This is a genomic window from Winogradskyella schleiferi, assembly GCF_013394655.1.
Classification (GTDB): Bacteria; Bacteroidota; Bacteroidia; order Flavobacteriales; family Flavobacteriaceae; genus Winogradskyella; species Winogradskyella schleiferi.
In genome coordinates, this window is the sequence record NZ_CP053351.1 from 464,321 (window position 1) to 480,220 (window position 15,900).

The following is a 15,900-nucleotide window of genomic DNA, read 5'->3' on the forward strand; positions in this document are numbered from 1 at the left end:
AAGGTGGTTATTAATTACGTTTTTATAGTTGCGGCGCAAAATTTTAAAATTTTTCGGCTCTTTATAATTACGCTATTTTTTTCTTCAACCTTTGCACAATCTTATCCAGATTTCCATAGTATCAAATACTTCACCTTAGAAGATGGTTTGTCTCAAGTTTCAACAAATGACCTTTTACTTGATCATTCAGGATTTGTATGGATTGCTACTCAAGATGGATTAAATAGGTTTGATGGAAATCAGTTTAAACAATTTAAACACCACGATTCAGATTCTGCAACAATTTCTGGAAACCTAACCAATAACTTACTTGAAGATAAAAAAGGTAATATATGGGTTGGTACTATTGGTAGTGGTCTTTCATATTATAACCAAAACCAAGAGCGCTTTTATAAAGTAAATTTGAAATTTTCAAAAGATGAAAATGAAGTGATATCAGATTTGACTTTAGATAAAGAAGGAACTATTTGGGTTGCATCAAGACTATCTGGCTTACATAAAATCAAAGGATTAGAGGATAATACTTTTTTGCAAAAAAACTATTTACCTAATCAGTCATTAAGTGCTCTATTAGCTTCAGAAGATGGAAATCTATGGGTTGGTGATTTTGAAGGCAATGTTTATAAAATTGATACTTCAAAGAATTATAAAACAAATATTAATCCTGAACTAAAAGTCAATAGCCGTGTACGTACATTTTATAACACAGGAGAACATTTATTAATTGGAGGTGATTTTGGATTATATATTTATGATTTTAAAAATAAAAAACTCGATTTATTTGAGTTTGAAATAACATCTCACGTTTCTGTAAAATTCATTACTTCATTTTTAAAAAAGAATGACTCTTCAGTATGGGTAGGTACAGGAAATGGTCTTTTTCTATTGGATTTTAATAAAATGAAAATCATTCAAGAAATAGAAAAATCAATAGAAAATGAAAGTGGGTTGAGCAATAGTACAGTTACGGCTTTACTGAAAATGGATAAAGACAAAATACTTGTAGGTACAGCAAATAATTTGAATTTAGTAAACTTTAAACCCTCTTTTTTTAAAAATATTTCAAAAAATAAACGCGGCAACCACGTGTTGAACGACAATGTGATTTTTTCTATACTAAAAGATCAAGAGGATTTATGGGTTGGAACATCTGATGGTGGTTTAAATTTAATTAGAAATGGCAAGCCTTACTATTTTGAAAACGTTAAAAACGATTCAATTAGAACTTTTGGGACTGTAAGGGAAATAGTTAAAGATGATAAAAACCAAAGACTTTGGTTTGCAACCACAAGAGGTTTACGCATGTTAAACTTAAAAACGTTTGACCCTAACCAACCAAAATTTAAAGTATTTAGGTATAACCCTAACGATTTCAATTCTATAAATGGTGATTTTTTAAAAGGATTAGCACTAGATCAAAACAATAACATTTGGGGAGCAACTTATGGTTATGGAGTTTTTAGATTAGAAATGAAAGAGAATGGGGAAATCAATGTGATCAGGTATGTAAATAATCCTGAAAATAAAAATTCTTTACAAAACAATGTTACCATGTGTGTAAGAATAGATAAAAAGAATAATGCTTGGATTGGCACGCAAGGAGGATTAACTAAAATTCACTTTAAAAACGAAGGTTATATAAACCCTGTTTTCACAAACTATAATAAAGACAGGCATAACAAGGCAAGTCTTTCCCATAACGCTGTTTATGATATATTAATAGATAAAAATGATAGTATTTGGGTGGGCACTCGCAATGGATTAAACCTTTTTTTGGGTCATAATACTTTTGCCTCTTGGAAAGAACAAAATCAATTTACCAATGCTGCGGTTTATTCTATACAAGATGACCATGAAGATAACCTTTGGTTAGGCACAAATGATGGTTTGGTGAATTTTAATACAAAAAACAGAAAATTTACCCAATACAATATTGAAGATGGCATCCAAAGTAAAGAGTTTGATATTCATGCCAGATTTAAGGATGAAGATGGTATAATTTATATGGGAGGTATTGGAGGTGTTACTTACTTTCAGCCTAATGACCTTAATAATTTGGACCACCCAAAACCACTTTACTTTTCGCAATTAAAGGTAAAGGACGAAATTATTAAACCAAATAATTCGAATAATCTACTTGTTAATTCATTACCTAAAACCAAATTGTTAGAGTTTAAACAAAACCAATTTCCGTTTTACTTGCAATTCTCGGCTATAGATTTTCGTATCCAAAAGCATATAAAATATGGCTATAAGCTATTGCCAAACGATAAAGATTGGAATATGCTTGAAGATACAAATATTCAATTTTTAAATCTTCCCTCAGGTGATTATAAGCTTCAAGTTAATGGCTTTTCAAGAGGAAAAATATGGAATCAAGCACCTTTAGAAATAGATTTAAAAGTTTTGCCACCACTATGGGCAACATGGTGGGCTTATGTAATGTATACGCTTATTTTAGGATGTTTAACTTACGTATTCTATAACTTTCTATTGTCTAAAAAATTGGCCGTTGCAGAACGTAATAAACTTAAAGACCTCAACACCTTAAAAAGTAATTTATACACTAATATTACCCACGAATTTAGAACACCACTTACTGTAATTTTAGGATTAGCTGACACAATTAAGGATGACCTTAGAACCCAAAATTATAAGACCGCAAATGAAGCGATGACTATTATAGAACGTAATGGTAAAGATTTATTGTTGTTGGTCAATCAGCTATTAGGCATTAGTAAAGCTGAAAGTGGCACTATGGATCTGAATTTAATTCAAGGAGATATTGTTCCATTTTTAAGATACATCTGCGAGAGTTTTCAATCCTTGGCAAAAACAAAAAATATAGATATAACTGCCTATTTTGAAACAGAAAGCCTCAATATGGATTTTGATGACGGGAAGTTGCAAATTATCATATCTAATTTATTATCAAATGCTATTAAATTTTCTGCTGGTGGTAAGAAAATAATTTTGCATGTTAAATGTGAAAGTATAAATGAAACAGAATATGCGATGATTAAAGTAAAAGATTATGGTATAGGTATTTCGGAAAAAGTAATTCCTCATATTTTTGATAGATTTTATCAAGTGGAAAATTCGTTTTCAAAAGCTGGTAAAGGAACAGGAATTGGCTTGGCATTAACCAAAGAATTAGTGGCACTGATGAATGGTACTATAGCTGTAAAAAGCATAGAAGGAAAAGGAACTGAGTTTACAGTAGCAATTCCTATTACCAGAAATTCACCTATTGCGACGCAACCAGAGACGCGTCCTATTGATTTTGTAGATAATGTTAGTACTGAGCCAGAATGGTCAATGCAAATTTTTGATAAAGATGTTAACTTACCTAAGGCCTTAATAATAGAAGATAATAAAGATGTTGCCTATTATTTAAAGCTGTGTTTGCAAAATAAGTACCATTGTTTTTTTGCTAATAATGGAAATTTAGGATTAGAAAAAGCGTTCGAAAAAATTCCTGATATTATTATTTGTGATGTTATGATGCCAGAACGCGATGGTTTTGAGGTTTGTAAACTATTAAAAACAGACGAACGTACTGATCATATTCCAGTTATTTTGCTTACCGCAAAGACATCAGAGACAGATAGACTTAAAGGTTTGCAACATGGCGCTGATGCCTATTTAACTAAGCCGTTTTTAAAGGCAGAATTGCTTACAAGACTAGACCAACTCATCATCCTTCGTAAGCGCATCACGCAATCATTTGCAAAAAATAAATTTTCTCAAATTTTAGTGTCTAGAGACCATACGCCTGAAACTAAATTTCTTCAGAAAGTGATACAAATCATTCAAAGCAACATTGATGATCCTAACTTGGGCTCAAGGCATGTAGCACAAAAAATGAACCTAAGTGAATCGCAAACCTACAGAAAATTAAAAGCAATTACAGGGAAATCCACAGCGGTATTTATTCGTTCGGTGCGTTTAGAAAAGGCAAAGGATCTTATTCAAACTACCGATAAGTCAATTTCTGAAATTGCTTATGAAGTTGGTTTTAACGATCCATCATGGTTTAGTCGCGCATTTAAAGAAGAATTTGGTCAGACACCAAGTGCAATACATAAATAGCTGATATGTAGTTTTTTAAACATGTTTCTATTGTTTTTTTGACCATATAGTGCTAGCCTTTTTATGGGTCTGCATTAATAGGACTTGCCTATAAAAAAATAGTGAAAGTCATTTCTTCCAGCTCTTCCTAGCTTGCTCTCAATTAATTAATCTTAAAATTCAAAAATTATGAAAATTGATGAGAACGCACTAAACACGCTCTTAGGTAAAATGGTTACCGAAATGGGAGCAGCTGCAATTGGACCACTTATTATTATAGGTGATAAACTAGGAATTTATAAAGCAATGGAAGCAAAAGGGAGTGCAACTTCAGCAGAGCTTGCTGTAGCTTCAGGAGTCAACGAACGTTATATAAGAGAATGGTTATCCGCACATGCAGCTTCTGGATATGTTGAATATGAGGCAACAAACGAAACGTTTTCATTAACACCAGAACAAGCTTTTGTATTTAGTAATCCGGATAGTCCTGTGTTAATGACAGGAGCATACTATGCCATATCATCCATGTATCATGATGTACCAACAATGGAGAAAGCGTTCAAGTCTGGAGATGGCGTGTCTTGGGGTAATCATCATAGTTGCTTATTTTGTGGTACAGAAAAATTCTTCAGACCTTCTTATGCCACTAATTTGGTGCAAACTTGGTTACCAACTCTTGATGGTGTGGTGGAAAAATTACAAAAAGGTGCAAAAGTAGCTGATGTTGGTTGCGGACATGCAGCTTCTACAATGATTATGGCAAAAGCCTTTCCTAATTCAGAATTTATTGGTTTCGATTTTCATCAAGGTTCAATAGATCATGCCGCTTTACATGCCAAAGAATCTGGATTGGATAATATTTCATTTCAAGTTGCAACAGCAAAGGACTTTCCGGGAATTGATTATGACCTCGTCACTTTTTTCGATTGTCTACATGATATGGGTGATCCAGAAGGTGCTTGCGCTCATACGGTAAAAGCATTAAAACCAGATGGCACTTGTATGATTGTTGAACCGTTTGCTAATGATACTTTAAAAGACAACATCAATCCTGTTAGTAGGGCTTTTTACTCGTTTTCAACCTTATTGTGTACGCCAAGTTCTATGAGTCAAGAAGTAGGCTTGGCATTAGGTGCTCAAGCAGGTGAAAAACGATTAAGTGAAGTGGCGCTAAAAGGAGGCTTTAATCACTTTAGAAGAGCTACAGAAACGCCTTTTAATTTAATACTTGAGGCTAGGCTTTAATGAAAATTTCAAATTATTATAAATCATTTATATAACATTATGAAAACTAAATTTAAAATTACATTCCTTATTATCTGTGCATTATTTATTGTGGGATTTTGTAACAGTGACGATGGGCAAACTAACGACCGTGAAGACCTAATCAATACGCAATACCCTGAAGCGAAACAAGAGGTGATCGAAACCTGGGCTGCCATTGAACAAAGCGTTAGAGAGGGTGATATGGATAAGCTGATTTCCTTTCACGGCTATAGTCCAAAGTTTACTGAATATAAAAATGGAGAAGTAGTAAATGATGGAGCAGCAAACGAAGCTTACGAACGAAGAGCTTATGGTGCAGTAACCGAAGTAGTAAGCTTTGCTACAAACGATTTTAAAGTCGCCGTTTATGGTGATGTAGCTAATATGACGTTTCAGTCTGATTTTCAAATAAAATTTGGGGATAATCTAGCTGTTATTAAAGAACAAACAACATTATTATTCGTAAGAACAAACTACGGATGGAAAATTGTTCATGAACATCATTCACCTTTGAACACTGCAGATTAATGTTATAAATAATAGTAACTTTACGCTGTGAATCATAAACAGCAATACACCGAACTTATAAAAACCGAAGCCAAACGCCTCGGTTTTTTGTCATGTGGCATAAGTAAAGCACAATTTTTAGACGAAGAAGCTCCACGTTTAGAGGCGTGGTTAAATAAGAATATGAATGGCGAAATGCGTTATATGGAAAACCATTTCGATAAGCGTTTAGATCCAACTTTGCTTGTTGAAGGTTCAAAAAGTGTAGTGTCGTTATTATTGAATTATTATCCTTCTGAAATACAAAATGAGGATTCCTATAAGTTATCAAAATATGCTTATGGAACAGATTATCATTTCGTTATAAAGGACAAATTAAAATCACTTTTACATTATATACAAGATGAAATTGGCGAGGTTGGTGGTCGAGCTTTTGTAGATTCGGCACCAGTTTTAGATAAGGCTTGGGCAGCAAAATCGGGTTTAGGTTGGATAGGAAAACACTCCAACCTATTAACGCAACAAGTAGGTTCGTTTTATTTTATTGCTGAATTAATCATCGATTTAGAACTCGAATACGATACACCAGTGACCGACCATTGCGGTACATGTACAGCTTGTATAGACGCCTGCCCAACAGAAGCCATCACAGAACCTTATGTGGTAGATGGCAGTAAATGTATTTCTTATTTTACTATAGAACTTAAAGAACATATACCCTCAGAATTCAAAGGTCAATTTAACGATTGGATATTTGGTTGCGATATCTGTCAGGATGTTTGCCCTTGGAACCGCTTTTCCAAACCGCACAAAGAACCCTTATTCAATCCACATCCCGAATTATTGGATATGACCAAAAAAGATTGGGAAGAGATTACCGAAGATACCTTTAGAAAAGTTTTTCAGAAGTCCGCAGTGAAGCGTACTAAGTTTTCTGGTTTGGAACGGAATATTAAGTTTGTTAAGGACTAATTCTTGGTCGATGCTCTTTTAATAAGTTTAGTTTCCAACGCTACGGTCTTAAATTTTACTGGCAAATTTTGTTTTCGTTTTTTAATCTCCTTGTATAAAAGTTTAAATGCTTCTTTCCCCATGTCATAACCCGGTTGATTAATGGTTGTTAAGGTTGGGGATATCACTGAAGACATAAACCAATTGCTAAACCCAACAATAGAAATATCTTCAGGTATGTTAATTCCTAATTTGTTAAATTCTGTCATGGCTCCAATTGCTACTAAATCTGTATTGATAAAAATACCATCGACATCTTTATGATCGTTAAATAATTTTCTTGCATTCTCTTTACCCTCTTCAAAACTATTGTCGCCACATTCACAGATATAGACTAAAGACGGATCGTATGTTAAACCATTATCCATCAAAGCTTTTTTATATCCAAGGAAACGGTCAATTGAGTTTTGAGGTAAAAGAGGGCCTCTAAAGTGAGCAATACGTTTACAGCCTGAATCAATTAAATGTTGAGTAGCCATATAAGCTGCTTTCCGATCATCAATTATTACCTTTGAGCAATTTACAATTTTTGCGATTTTATCAAACATCACCAGAGGTAATTCTTGGGATATTAAGTTGTTAAGATGTTTGAAATCCCCAGTTCCATTGGCAAGAGAGATAAGGATGCCGTCAACCCTTTTGCTTAACAATAAATCTAATTGCTTCTTTTCGAGCTCGTAAGATTCATTGGACTGAAGAATTATAACGAGATAACCTTTTTTTTCGGCTCTAGCAATAATGCCCTTTATAACACTTGAAAAAAAATGATGAACAACCTCTGGAATGATAAGTCCTATCGTTTTTGATTCTTTAGTCCTAAGATTGACAGCAAATGCATTTGGTTTATAATTTAAAACTTCTGCAGTTTCCTTAACTAAACGCTTTGTCTTTTTACTCACATCAGGATAATCTTTTAACGCTTTTGAAACGGTTGAAACGGACATTCCGAGAGTTTCTGCAATTTCTTTTAAAGTAACTTCCTTCATAATTAAAAAAGATAAATAGGATACAAAAGTAACAAATTCGAAAACGTTTTCGGTAAATCGAAAACGTTTTCGATACGAATTTCTTAAATATTTTTAATCTTAACTATAAATTTGATAAATATTACGCTAATAAAATACTAATTAAACAACATTTAAAAATGAAATCAATTAAAAACAAAATGTATTTATTGCTTCTGTTTACCATGGTAACAGCAGCAGTTTCTGCACAGAGCAGTATCTCAGGTGTCGTAAAGGATTCTGAGGGCATAACACTTCCAGGTGTTAATGTAATTTTAGAAGGTACATCAAAAGGTGCCGTTTCCGATTTAGATGGAAATTATGTGATTACTAATGTTGAAAATGGAACATACACCATTGTAGGTTCTTATTTGGGTTTTACAACATTTAGAAAGTCAGTTACAATCGATGGTAGTGATATTACTGTTGACATTACAATGGCCGAAGATGCCGAATCTTTAGATCAAGTGATTGTTACAGGCGTAACAAATCCAAGATCTAAAATTGAGTCTAGTGTGTCTGTAACTACGATGAGACCAGATAAAATTCAAGAGTCAGCTCCTAGGACAACAGCAGAAATTTTTAGAACTATTCCTGGTATTCGTTCAGAATCTTCAGGTGGTGAAGGTAACTCTAATATTGCAGTTCGTGGTGTGCCAGTATCTTCAGGTGGTTCTAAGTATGTACAACTTCAAGAAGATGGTTTACCAGTGTTATTATTTGGTGATATGTCTTTTGCCACAGCAGATATTTTCACGAGATTTGATAATAATATAGGTAGAATTGAAGCTATCAGAGGTGGCTCTGCATCTACATTATCTACAAACTCTCCAGGTGCTATAATTAACTTAATTAGTAAAACTGGTAAGACAGAAGGCGGCTCTATTGGAACTTCTTTTGGTTTAGATTACAGTTCATTTAGAACCGATTTCGATTATGGTTCACCAATAGGTGAAGGATTATATTTTCACATGGGTGGGTTTTATCGTGTAGGTGAAGGTATTAGAGATGCTGGTTATACCGCTAATAATGGAGGACAATTTAAATTTAATTTAACGAAGGAATTTGATAAAGGTTACGTTAGAGTATATGCAAAATATTTGAATGATAGAGCAATTGCTTATTTACCTAACCCAATTCAAGTAACAGGCACAAATTCGGATCCGAATTTTGAGAACATTCCTAATTTTGATGCGAATAGTCAAACGTTACACACACCATATTTATCTCAAAACGTCGGTGTCGGTGAGAGCGGAGAATTACGTCGTTCTGATGTAAGCGATGGTATGAATCCGATTTCTACTTCGTTTGGATTAGAAGCATCATTTGATTTAGGTGATGGCTTTAAAATAAAAAATAATGGTAGATTCTCTATGAATAAAGGAGGTTTCAACTCTCCGTTTCCAGCGAGTGTGTCAACAGCGTCAGATTTTTTAGCCGGAGATTTTGCGACAAACAATGGTTACAGCTCATTAGCTTATGCCAATGGAGATGGTGCTGTTAGTGATAGTTCTATTTTAACACCTGTAGTATTGTTCGATACGCAATTAAACAACTTCAATAATTTTATGAACGACATTCGTTTAACCAAGAATTTTGATGCAGTCGATGTTACTCTCGGTTATTTTAAAGGCATTCAAAATGTGTCAATGTCATGGTTGTGGAACTCTTATTTACTTGAAGCTGCCGGAGATAATGCAAGACTTATCGACGCTTTAGATTCCAATGGAGATCCACTTTCTACTAATGGACTTGTAGGTTATGGAGCAGCATTCTTTGGGAATTGTTGCCAGCGAAGCTATGATACACGTTATAATACATCTGCACCTTATTTGGCGGTTGGAGTACAGGCATCTGAAAAATTTAATATTGATGCTAGTATTCGTTTCGATAATGGTAAAGTTGATGGCTCATTTTCTGGCCCTGTAACGTCTGAATATGACGTTAACAATGATGGTGAAATTTCTTTACCAGAGCAATCAGTTCAGTCTATAGATTTAGCAAACCCAACTACAGTAGATTATGATTATAACTATGTATCTTATTCCTTAGGAGCTAACTTCTTGTTAAAAGATAACGAAGCTGTCTTCGCAAGATACAGTAGAGGTGCAGCAGCAAAAGCAGACCGTATTTTATTTGCAGGCTTAGATTATACCGACGGCGATAGAATTAATGCTTTAGATTTTATTAACCAAGCTGAAGTAGGTTATAAAAGAGGGTTTGAGAATGGTTCGTTATACGCCACTTTGTTTTATGCCAAAACAACTGAGGAAGGTGGTTTTGAAGCCACTTCAAACAGTATTATTGAAAATGATTATAAGTCTTTGGGTATAGAAATTGAAGGTTCATATAGGTTTAATAATTTTGATGTACGTGGAGCTTTAACTTTTACCGATGCAGAAATTGATTCTGGTGATAATGAGGGAAATACTCCAAGGAGACAACCAGATTTTATTTACAATTTAATTCCTACATATAATTTTGGTAGTGAAAAGCAAAATTCCTTCGGACTTAGTTTCATTGGTCAAAGTAAGGCTTATGCTCAAGATTCAAACGAATTAGTATTACCTGGTTTTGTAATAATCAATAGTTTTATTAATGTCGGAGTCACTAACAACTTGTTCGTAAATTTATCAGCTAACAACATATTTGACACATTAGGAATAACTGAATCTGAAGAAGGAAGTATAGTAGAAGGTCAGACTAACTATTTAAGAGTAAGACCAGTGCCAGGAAGATCGCTTTCATTAGGATTAAATTATAAATTCTAATACAAACATATTTGAGTTAGTTAGATTCTTAAGTTTGATTGATTGGTAAAAAGAGTCGGTGTTAATGTTTTATCATTGGCTCTTTTTTTTCTTAAAATGATTACTTTGCTATTTAACTAAATACTAACTATACCAGACATTGAAAACCATGTTAAAGACAAAACCAAGCTTAAGTTTCTGGCAAATATTTAATATGAATGTGGGATTCCTTGGAATTCAGTTCAGTTTTGGTTTGCAGCAAACAGCAGTTAATCCTATCTTTTCTTTCTTAGGTGCAAGTCATGAGGATTTACCTTTATTAAATTTAGCAGGACCAATAACAGGTTTGATTATTCAGCCTATAATTGGTGCGATTTCAGATAAAACGTGGTCGCCGAAATGGGGAAGAAGAAAACCATTCTTTTTAATTGGTGCGCTTATAGGAAGTTTATGTTTGTTTGCATTTCCTTATAGCCCATCGTTATGGTTTGCAGTTGGTTTATTGTGGATTTTAGATGTTGGAAATAATATGGCAATGGAACCTTACAGAGCTTTTGTTGGTGATAAATTACCAAATAAACAGCTAAGTTTTGGTTACCAGATGCAAAGTTTGTTTGTTGGTGCTGGTATTGTTTTGGCAAATGCATCGATATTTCTATTTCAAGATTGGTTCGGTGGCCAAGAAGTTGTGGATGAAACGGTAAAGTCAATTCCGAAATGGTTATATTATTCCTTTTATATTGGTGCCATTTTATCAATAAGTACGATTTTGTGGTCTGTTTTAAAAACACCAGAGATACCACCTGAAGCGGATGAGTTAGAAGAAATTAATAAGCATAAGGCCTTACCTTTTTCTGAACGTGTTAAAACACCGTTCATAGAAATTTGGGAGGCTATTAAAGACATGCCTAAATTTATGTGGAAGCTTGCTGGAGTGTATCTCTTTCAATGGTATGCACTATTCATTTACTGGCAATTTATTTCACCAATGTTTGAAGAAAGTGTAGGTTTTGATAAATCCCAAGCTTTAAGTCAGGCGGCTAAAATGAACACAACCTACAACATTTCTACCATAGTATTTGCTTTGGCATTAGTACCATTAGCCTTAAAATGGGGAGGAAAAAAAGTGTATGTCTTAAGTTTGTTTTTAACAGGAATAGCGATGTTGTCCATTCCAAATATTCAAGATCCCACTATGGTATTATTGCCAATGGTTTTATTCGGAATTGGTTGGGCGGCCATGATGGGAATTCCATATTCAATGGTTTCTAAAATAGTACCTCAAGAACGAAGAGGCGTTTATATGGGAATTTTGAATATGATGATTGTAATTCCTATGGGAATTCAAACATTAACCTTTGGTCCAATAGTTAAGAATCTATTAAACAATAGTGCGGTTAATGCGATACTGTTTGGAGGTGTATTTTTCGTTATTGCAGGTATGTTGGCATTGCGTTTAAAACAACCTGAGGAAATTCTAGAAGAAAAAAGTATTGATAATTAAGAATTGAATTTGTTTTGGAAAACAGTATAAAGAATATAGATATATTGTGTATTGGTGAGGTACTGATAGATTTTATTGGGCATCAAAAAGATGTTCATATTAACAACACAAGAGATTATCACAGGTATTTAGGAGGCTCACCAACCAACGTTGCAATGAATGCAGCAAGACTAGGACTAAAATCTAGAATGGTTGCCACTGTCGGGAATGATGGCTTTGGGGAGTATATTTATGAACGTTTAAATCAAGTTGGAGTCGATACAAATTCCATTAATAAAATTAATAATAAACCAACGAGTGTTATTTTTGTATCAAGATCTCAGAATACACCAGATTTTATCCCTTACCGTGAAGCGGATTATCGGATTTCTGAAAGTCAAATTCCATTAGCATTGCTGGCAAACACCAAAATTTACCATACCACTTGTTTTGCACTTAGTAAAAACCCTGCTCAAGCTACTATTTTAAAAAAGGCAGAAGAAGCGTACAATTTGGGCTGTCAGTTAAGCATCGATATTAACTATGCGGATGAATTGTGGGAGGATAAGAAAGATGCCCTAAGCGTTATCAAGGCATATTGCAAGTTTAATCCATTGATTAAAATTAGTGAAGATGATATGTCAAGACTGTTTGAACGCCATTTACCACATGATGAAATCTTTGAGTTTTTTCATAAGGAAGGTGTCGAAACGATTTGTTTAACTTTAGGAAGTAAAGGAGTTAAATTATCTCAAAAACATCAGCCAGTTATAGAATTGCCAGCCATTAAAGTTGAAAATGTTATGGATGCTACAGGAGCTGGAGACGCCTTTTGGTCAGGATTCTTATTCGCTTATATCAAAGATAAACCAATAGAAGAATGTCTAAAAGTGGCATTAAAGCTAGCAGCATTAAAACTTCAAAATGTTGGAAGACTACCAGACAACATTGATATTTTATCCAAACTGTTATAATACCATATTATTATGATCAAAAGTGAAAGCCTAAACCTTTCTAATGGTGTAATGCTAAATGCATATCCTGATAGTATAGGTAAAAAATTAAGTGATACTATTGAAATGCTGCAATTGCCAGAGTTTAAGGATGCATTTTCTTTATTCTATGTTTTGCCCACCTTTTTTAATAGTGATTTAGATCGCGGTTTCTCCATTATAGATTACAACCTTAATAAAGAATTGGTTTCTAAAGACGATTTAAAAGTATTGAATGAGTTAAATATCATGTTGAAATTTGATATTGTTTTAAATCATCTATCGGTAGCCTCACCTCAGTTCAAGGATTTATTGAAATATGGTGATGACTCTAAATACAAGGATTTTTTCATTAATTGGAATACGTTTTGGGAAGGACATGGGAGTAAAAATGAAGATGGTATAATCATTCCTAAAAAAGAATTTCTCAACAAGTTATTCATGAGAAAATCGGGGTTACCTATTTTAAAAGTACCGTTTCCAGATGGTTCAAAACGACCGTATTGGAATACGTTCTATCAGCAGGTCAATTACAATAGAATTACTGTAGCTGATTTAGAGAGCATAAAAGAATTAAATAACGTCGACAAAACAATAATAGTAGAAAAAGTTAATAAGGTCATAGAAGGTGATGAAGATATAAGTGCTATTAACTTTAAAAAATACAATCATTTAAAATCTGAAATATTAAAAGTAGTAGACAGAAACTGTACCTATCTAGGGCAAATGGATGTTAATGCCAATTCTGAATTAGTTTGGGAGTTTTATGAAGACACATTAGCCAAAGTAAAAAGCTTTGGTTGTAAAGTATTAAGGTTAGATGCATTTGCTTATTTGCATAAAGAAGTTGGTCAATCTAACTTTTTTAATAAACCTGGTACATGGCAACATTTGGAGCGAATAAAACAAATAGCAAACAAAAATGATCTCACACTTTTACCAGAAATCCATGCGGAATATGGTTTACATCTACATGATGAAGTTGCAGAGAAAGGTTATCACATTTATGATTTTTTTCTACCTGGATTAGTCATTCATACCCTAGAAAAAGGAAGTAATAAGGCACTTTTAAAATGGGCTAAGGAAATTATTGATAAAGATTATAAAACTGTAAATATGCTCGGCTGCCATGACGGCATTCCTGTTTTAGATTTAAAAGGAAAGGAAGTCAATGGAATTTATAATCAAGGTTTACTTCAAGATAAAGAAATAGAAGATATAATGAATGTCATAATGGAGCGTGGCGGACGAGTTAAAAACCTCTATGATCCATCTGGAAAAAAGATATCATATTATCAAATTAATGCCACATATTTTAGTGCTTTAAAAGAGAATGAACAAAAATTACTCGCCGCTAGAGCCATTCAATTATTTATGCCAGGCATTCCACAAATTTGGTATCTTGATTTATTCGTAGGGAAAAATAACTATGAGGCTGCGGACAAAGCAGGTAACGGAGGGCATAAGGAAATTAATCGCACAACGTTAAGCCTAAATGATGTAAGAGCTGGTTTAAAAACAGACATTGTAAAAAATCAACTTAAAATAATTAGGTTAAGAAACACTTCAAAAGCATTTTTTGGTAAGCTAACAATTAAGGATACTTCGGATAATGAAATTGATATGGTTTGGAAAAACAATGGTGCTTTTGCGCATCTTGAGTTAAATCTAATTTCTTATAAGCTTTCAATAACGTATTCAAATGGTGATAAAATTGTTGTATTAAATTTTTAACCCTATTTAAAACTAAATTCTACAGAATACTTACGAAAAAAACTATCTCTTATCTTTTCGAAATTGTGATACTCATAAAGCTAGTAATCACCAAATCCTACATTATAAATCCGAAATGAAATGTTTAACGTTATACTTAAACTCTAAAATTACTGCTTAAAATAGGTGGACTTTAGTTTCGAACTCAATATTTAGAAGAAAAAAAGTTTGAGTTATGATCAAAAAAATTAGGAAAAGATTACCGAAGATACTTTTAGAAAGGTATTTCAAAAATCTGCTGTAAAGCGTACTAAGTTTTTCGGTTTGGAGCGAAATATTAATTTTCTTAAAGATTAGCTCATTTTTTAAACCCAATATCCTGTCGTTAACATCATTTTAACCACCTCCTAAGCATCTGCGTTAAGAAAATCTTTAAAACAGAACATGTTTTAGACCAATAACATGTAAGTTAAAAGGGAACCTAATAAGATGTATATGAAGATTTTAAAAATAATGGCATTGGCTTTAATAACCACCCTTTTCGCTTGTGGGCCAAAATTAACAACAGAAAAAATGGGTACAACAGATTTGAGCAATTATAAAACTTTTGCGTATCTCCCTAACAGTAATTTTGACGATTTAGAGAAATTCGAAACCGATAGTAATGTAGGAATGTCGGTGATTGAAAGTGTTAACCAAAACATGAAAAATCAAGGTTATACTATAGAACGGAACAATCCAGATTTGTTGGTTTTGCTGAGTACATCCACAGATATTGAAAAGACGGTGGACCAAGATCCGGTTTATGCCACATATCCTCGATATTATAATAGAATGTATCCTGTAAGTCCTTACTATCAAGATTATTACTATAATAATTATTATGGTTATTCTAAACTTGTAGGTTATGAAACGGATGTCAATAAATATAAGGAAGGCATGTTACTCTTAAGACTAGTGGACACAGATAGTAAAAATGTGGTCTGGGAAGGGAAAGCATCTAATCTTATATTTCAGCAAAATGAATCGGAGGCCATATCGGAATTTGTCGATGATATGTTTGACGAATTTCCAAAGTAAAAACTTAATTATTAACTATAAAG

Annotated in this window: 10 protein-coding genes and 1 pseudogene; 10 read left to right on the forward strand and 1 reads right to left on the reverse strand. The window is 33.4% G+C overall.

Annotated elements, in window-relative coordinates; genetic code table 11:
* The first annotated feature begins 3 nt into the window (after nt 1-3).
* The 4 genes from HM990_RS02070 to queG all read left to right on the forward strand — a co-directional run bounded on the left by HM990_RS02070 (nt 4) and on the right by queG (nt 6,816).
* Nucleotides 4-4,092: a hybrid sensor histidine kinase/response regulator transcription factor gene (locus tag HM990_RS02070; RefSeq protein ID WP_178987345.1), complete on the forward strand. Its 4,089-nt coding sequence runs from the start codon at nt 4-6 to the stop codon at nt 4,090-4,092.
* A 168-nt stretch (nt 4,093-4,260) separates the two neighbouring features.
* Nucleotides 4,261-5,316 carry a class I SAM-dependent methyltransferase gene (locus HM990_RS02075; protein WP_178987346.1) on the forward strand — a complete coding sequence of 352 codons (1,056 nt, stop codon included), beginning with the start codon at nt 4,261-4,263 and terminating at the stop codon, nt 5,314-5,316.
* A gap of 39 nt (nt 5,317-5,355) precedes the next feature.
* Nucleotides 5,356-5,865 (forward strand): nuclear transport factor 2 family protein, encoded by a 510-nt coding sequence (locus tag HM990_RS02080; RefSeq protein ID WP_178987347.1) that lies wholly within the window; start codon nt 5,356-5,358, stop codon nt 5,863-5,865.
* A 27-nt stretch (nt 5,866-5,892) separates the two neighbouring features.
* Nucleotides 5,893-6,816: a tRNA epoxyqueuosine(34) reductase QueG gene (gene queG / locus HM990_RS02085; protein WP_178987348.1), complete on the forward strand. Its 924-nt coding sequence runs from the start codon at nt 5,893-5,895 to the stop codon at nt 6,814-6,816.
* On the opposite strand, the gene HM990_RS02090 is transcribed toward queG, so the two are convergent.
* Entirely contained in the window at nt 6,813-7,841 is a 1,029-nt protein-coding gene (locus tag HM990_RS02090) for a LacI family DNA-binding transcriptional regulator (protein ID WP_178987349.1), read from the reverse strand. The genes queG and HM990_RS02090 overlap by 4 nt on opposite strands.
* A gap of 158 nt (nt 7,842-7,999) precedes the next feature.
* Between HM990_RS02090 and HM990_RS02095 the strand changes: the two genes are divergently transcribed.
* The 6 genes and pseudogenes from HM990_RS02095 (at nt 8,000) to HM990_RS02115 (ending at nt 15,877) form a co-directional block, all read left to right on the forward strand.
* Nucleotides 8,000-10,630, forward strand: a complete 2,631-nt coding sequence (locus HM990_RS02095; RefSeq protein ID WP_178987350.1) for a TonB-dependent receptor — start codon at nt 8,000-8,002, stop codon at nt 10,628-10,630.
* A 148-nt stretch (nt 10,631-10,778) separates the two neighbouring features.
* On the forward strand, nt 10,779-12,113 hold the full coding sequence (locus HM990_RS02100) for an MFS transporter (protein WP_178987351.1): 1,335 nt from the start codon (nt 10,779-10,781) through the stop codon (nt 12,111-12,113).
* A 14-nt stretch (nt 12,114-12,127) separates the two neighbouring features.
* Nucleotides 12,128-13,066, forward strand: coding sequence for a carbohydrate kinase family protein (locus tag HM990_RS02105; RefSeq protein ID WP_229719346.1), 939 nt, complete (start codon nt 12,128-12,130; stop codon nt 13,064-13,066).
* A gap of 12 nt (nt 13,067-13,078) precedes the next feature.
* Nucleotides 13,079-14,818, forward strand: a complete 1,740-nt coding sequence (locus tag HM990_RS02110; RefSeq protein ID WP_178987352.1) for an alpha-amylase family protein — start codon at nt 13,079-13,081, stop codon at nt 14,816-14,818.
* Between the two features lie 231 nt (nt 14,819-15,049).
* Nucleotides 15,050-15,154, forward strand: a pseudogene (locus HM990_RS19780) (tRNA epoxyqueuosine(34) reductase QueG); the annotation flags it as partial.
* 138 nt (nt 15,155-15,292) lie between these two features.
* The gene (locus HM990_RS02115) at nt 15,293-15,877 is read left to right on the forward strand and encodes a DUF4136 domain-containing protein (RefSeq protein WP_178987353.1); all 585 of its coding nucleotides are present in this window, start codon (nt 15,293-15,295) and stop codon (nt 15,875-15,877) included.
* The last annotated feature ends 23 nt before the right edge of the window (nt 15,878-15,900 follow it).

What these genes read in the sequence shown, in the direction of transcription:
- HM990_RS02075 (WP_178987346.1), top strand. Translation starts at nt 4,261, where the DNA reads ATGAAAATTGATGAGAACGCACTAAACACGCTCTTAGGTAAAATGGTT.
- HM990_RS02080 (WP_178987347.1), top strand. Translation starts at nt 5,356, where the DNA reads ATGAAAACTAAATTTAAAATTACATTCCTTATTATCTGTGCATTATTT.
- HM990_RS02090 (WP_178987349.1), bottom strand. Translation starts at nt 7,841, where the DNA reads ATGAAGGAAGTTACTTTAAAAGAAATTGCAGAAACTCTCGGAATGTCC.
- HM990_RS02095 (WP_178987350.1), top strand. Translation starts at nt 8,000, where the DNA reads ATGAAATCAATTAAAAACAAAATGTATTTATTGCTTCTGTTTACCATG.
- HM990_RS02100 (WP_178987351.1), top strand. Translation starts at nt 10,779, where the DNA reads ATGTTAAAGACAAAACCAAGCTTAAGTTTCTGGCAAATATTTAATATG.
- HM990_RS02110 (WP_178987352.1), top strand. Translation starts at nt 13,079, where the DNA reads ATGATCAAAAGTGAAAGCCTAAACCTTTCTAATGGTGTAATGCTAAAT.
- HM990_RS02115 (WP_178987353.1), top strand. Translation starts at nt 15,293, where the DNA reads ATGAAGATTTTAAAAATAATGGCATTGGCTTTAATAACCACCCTTTTC.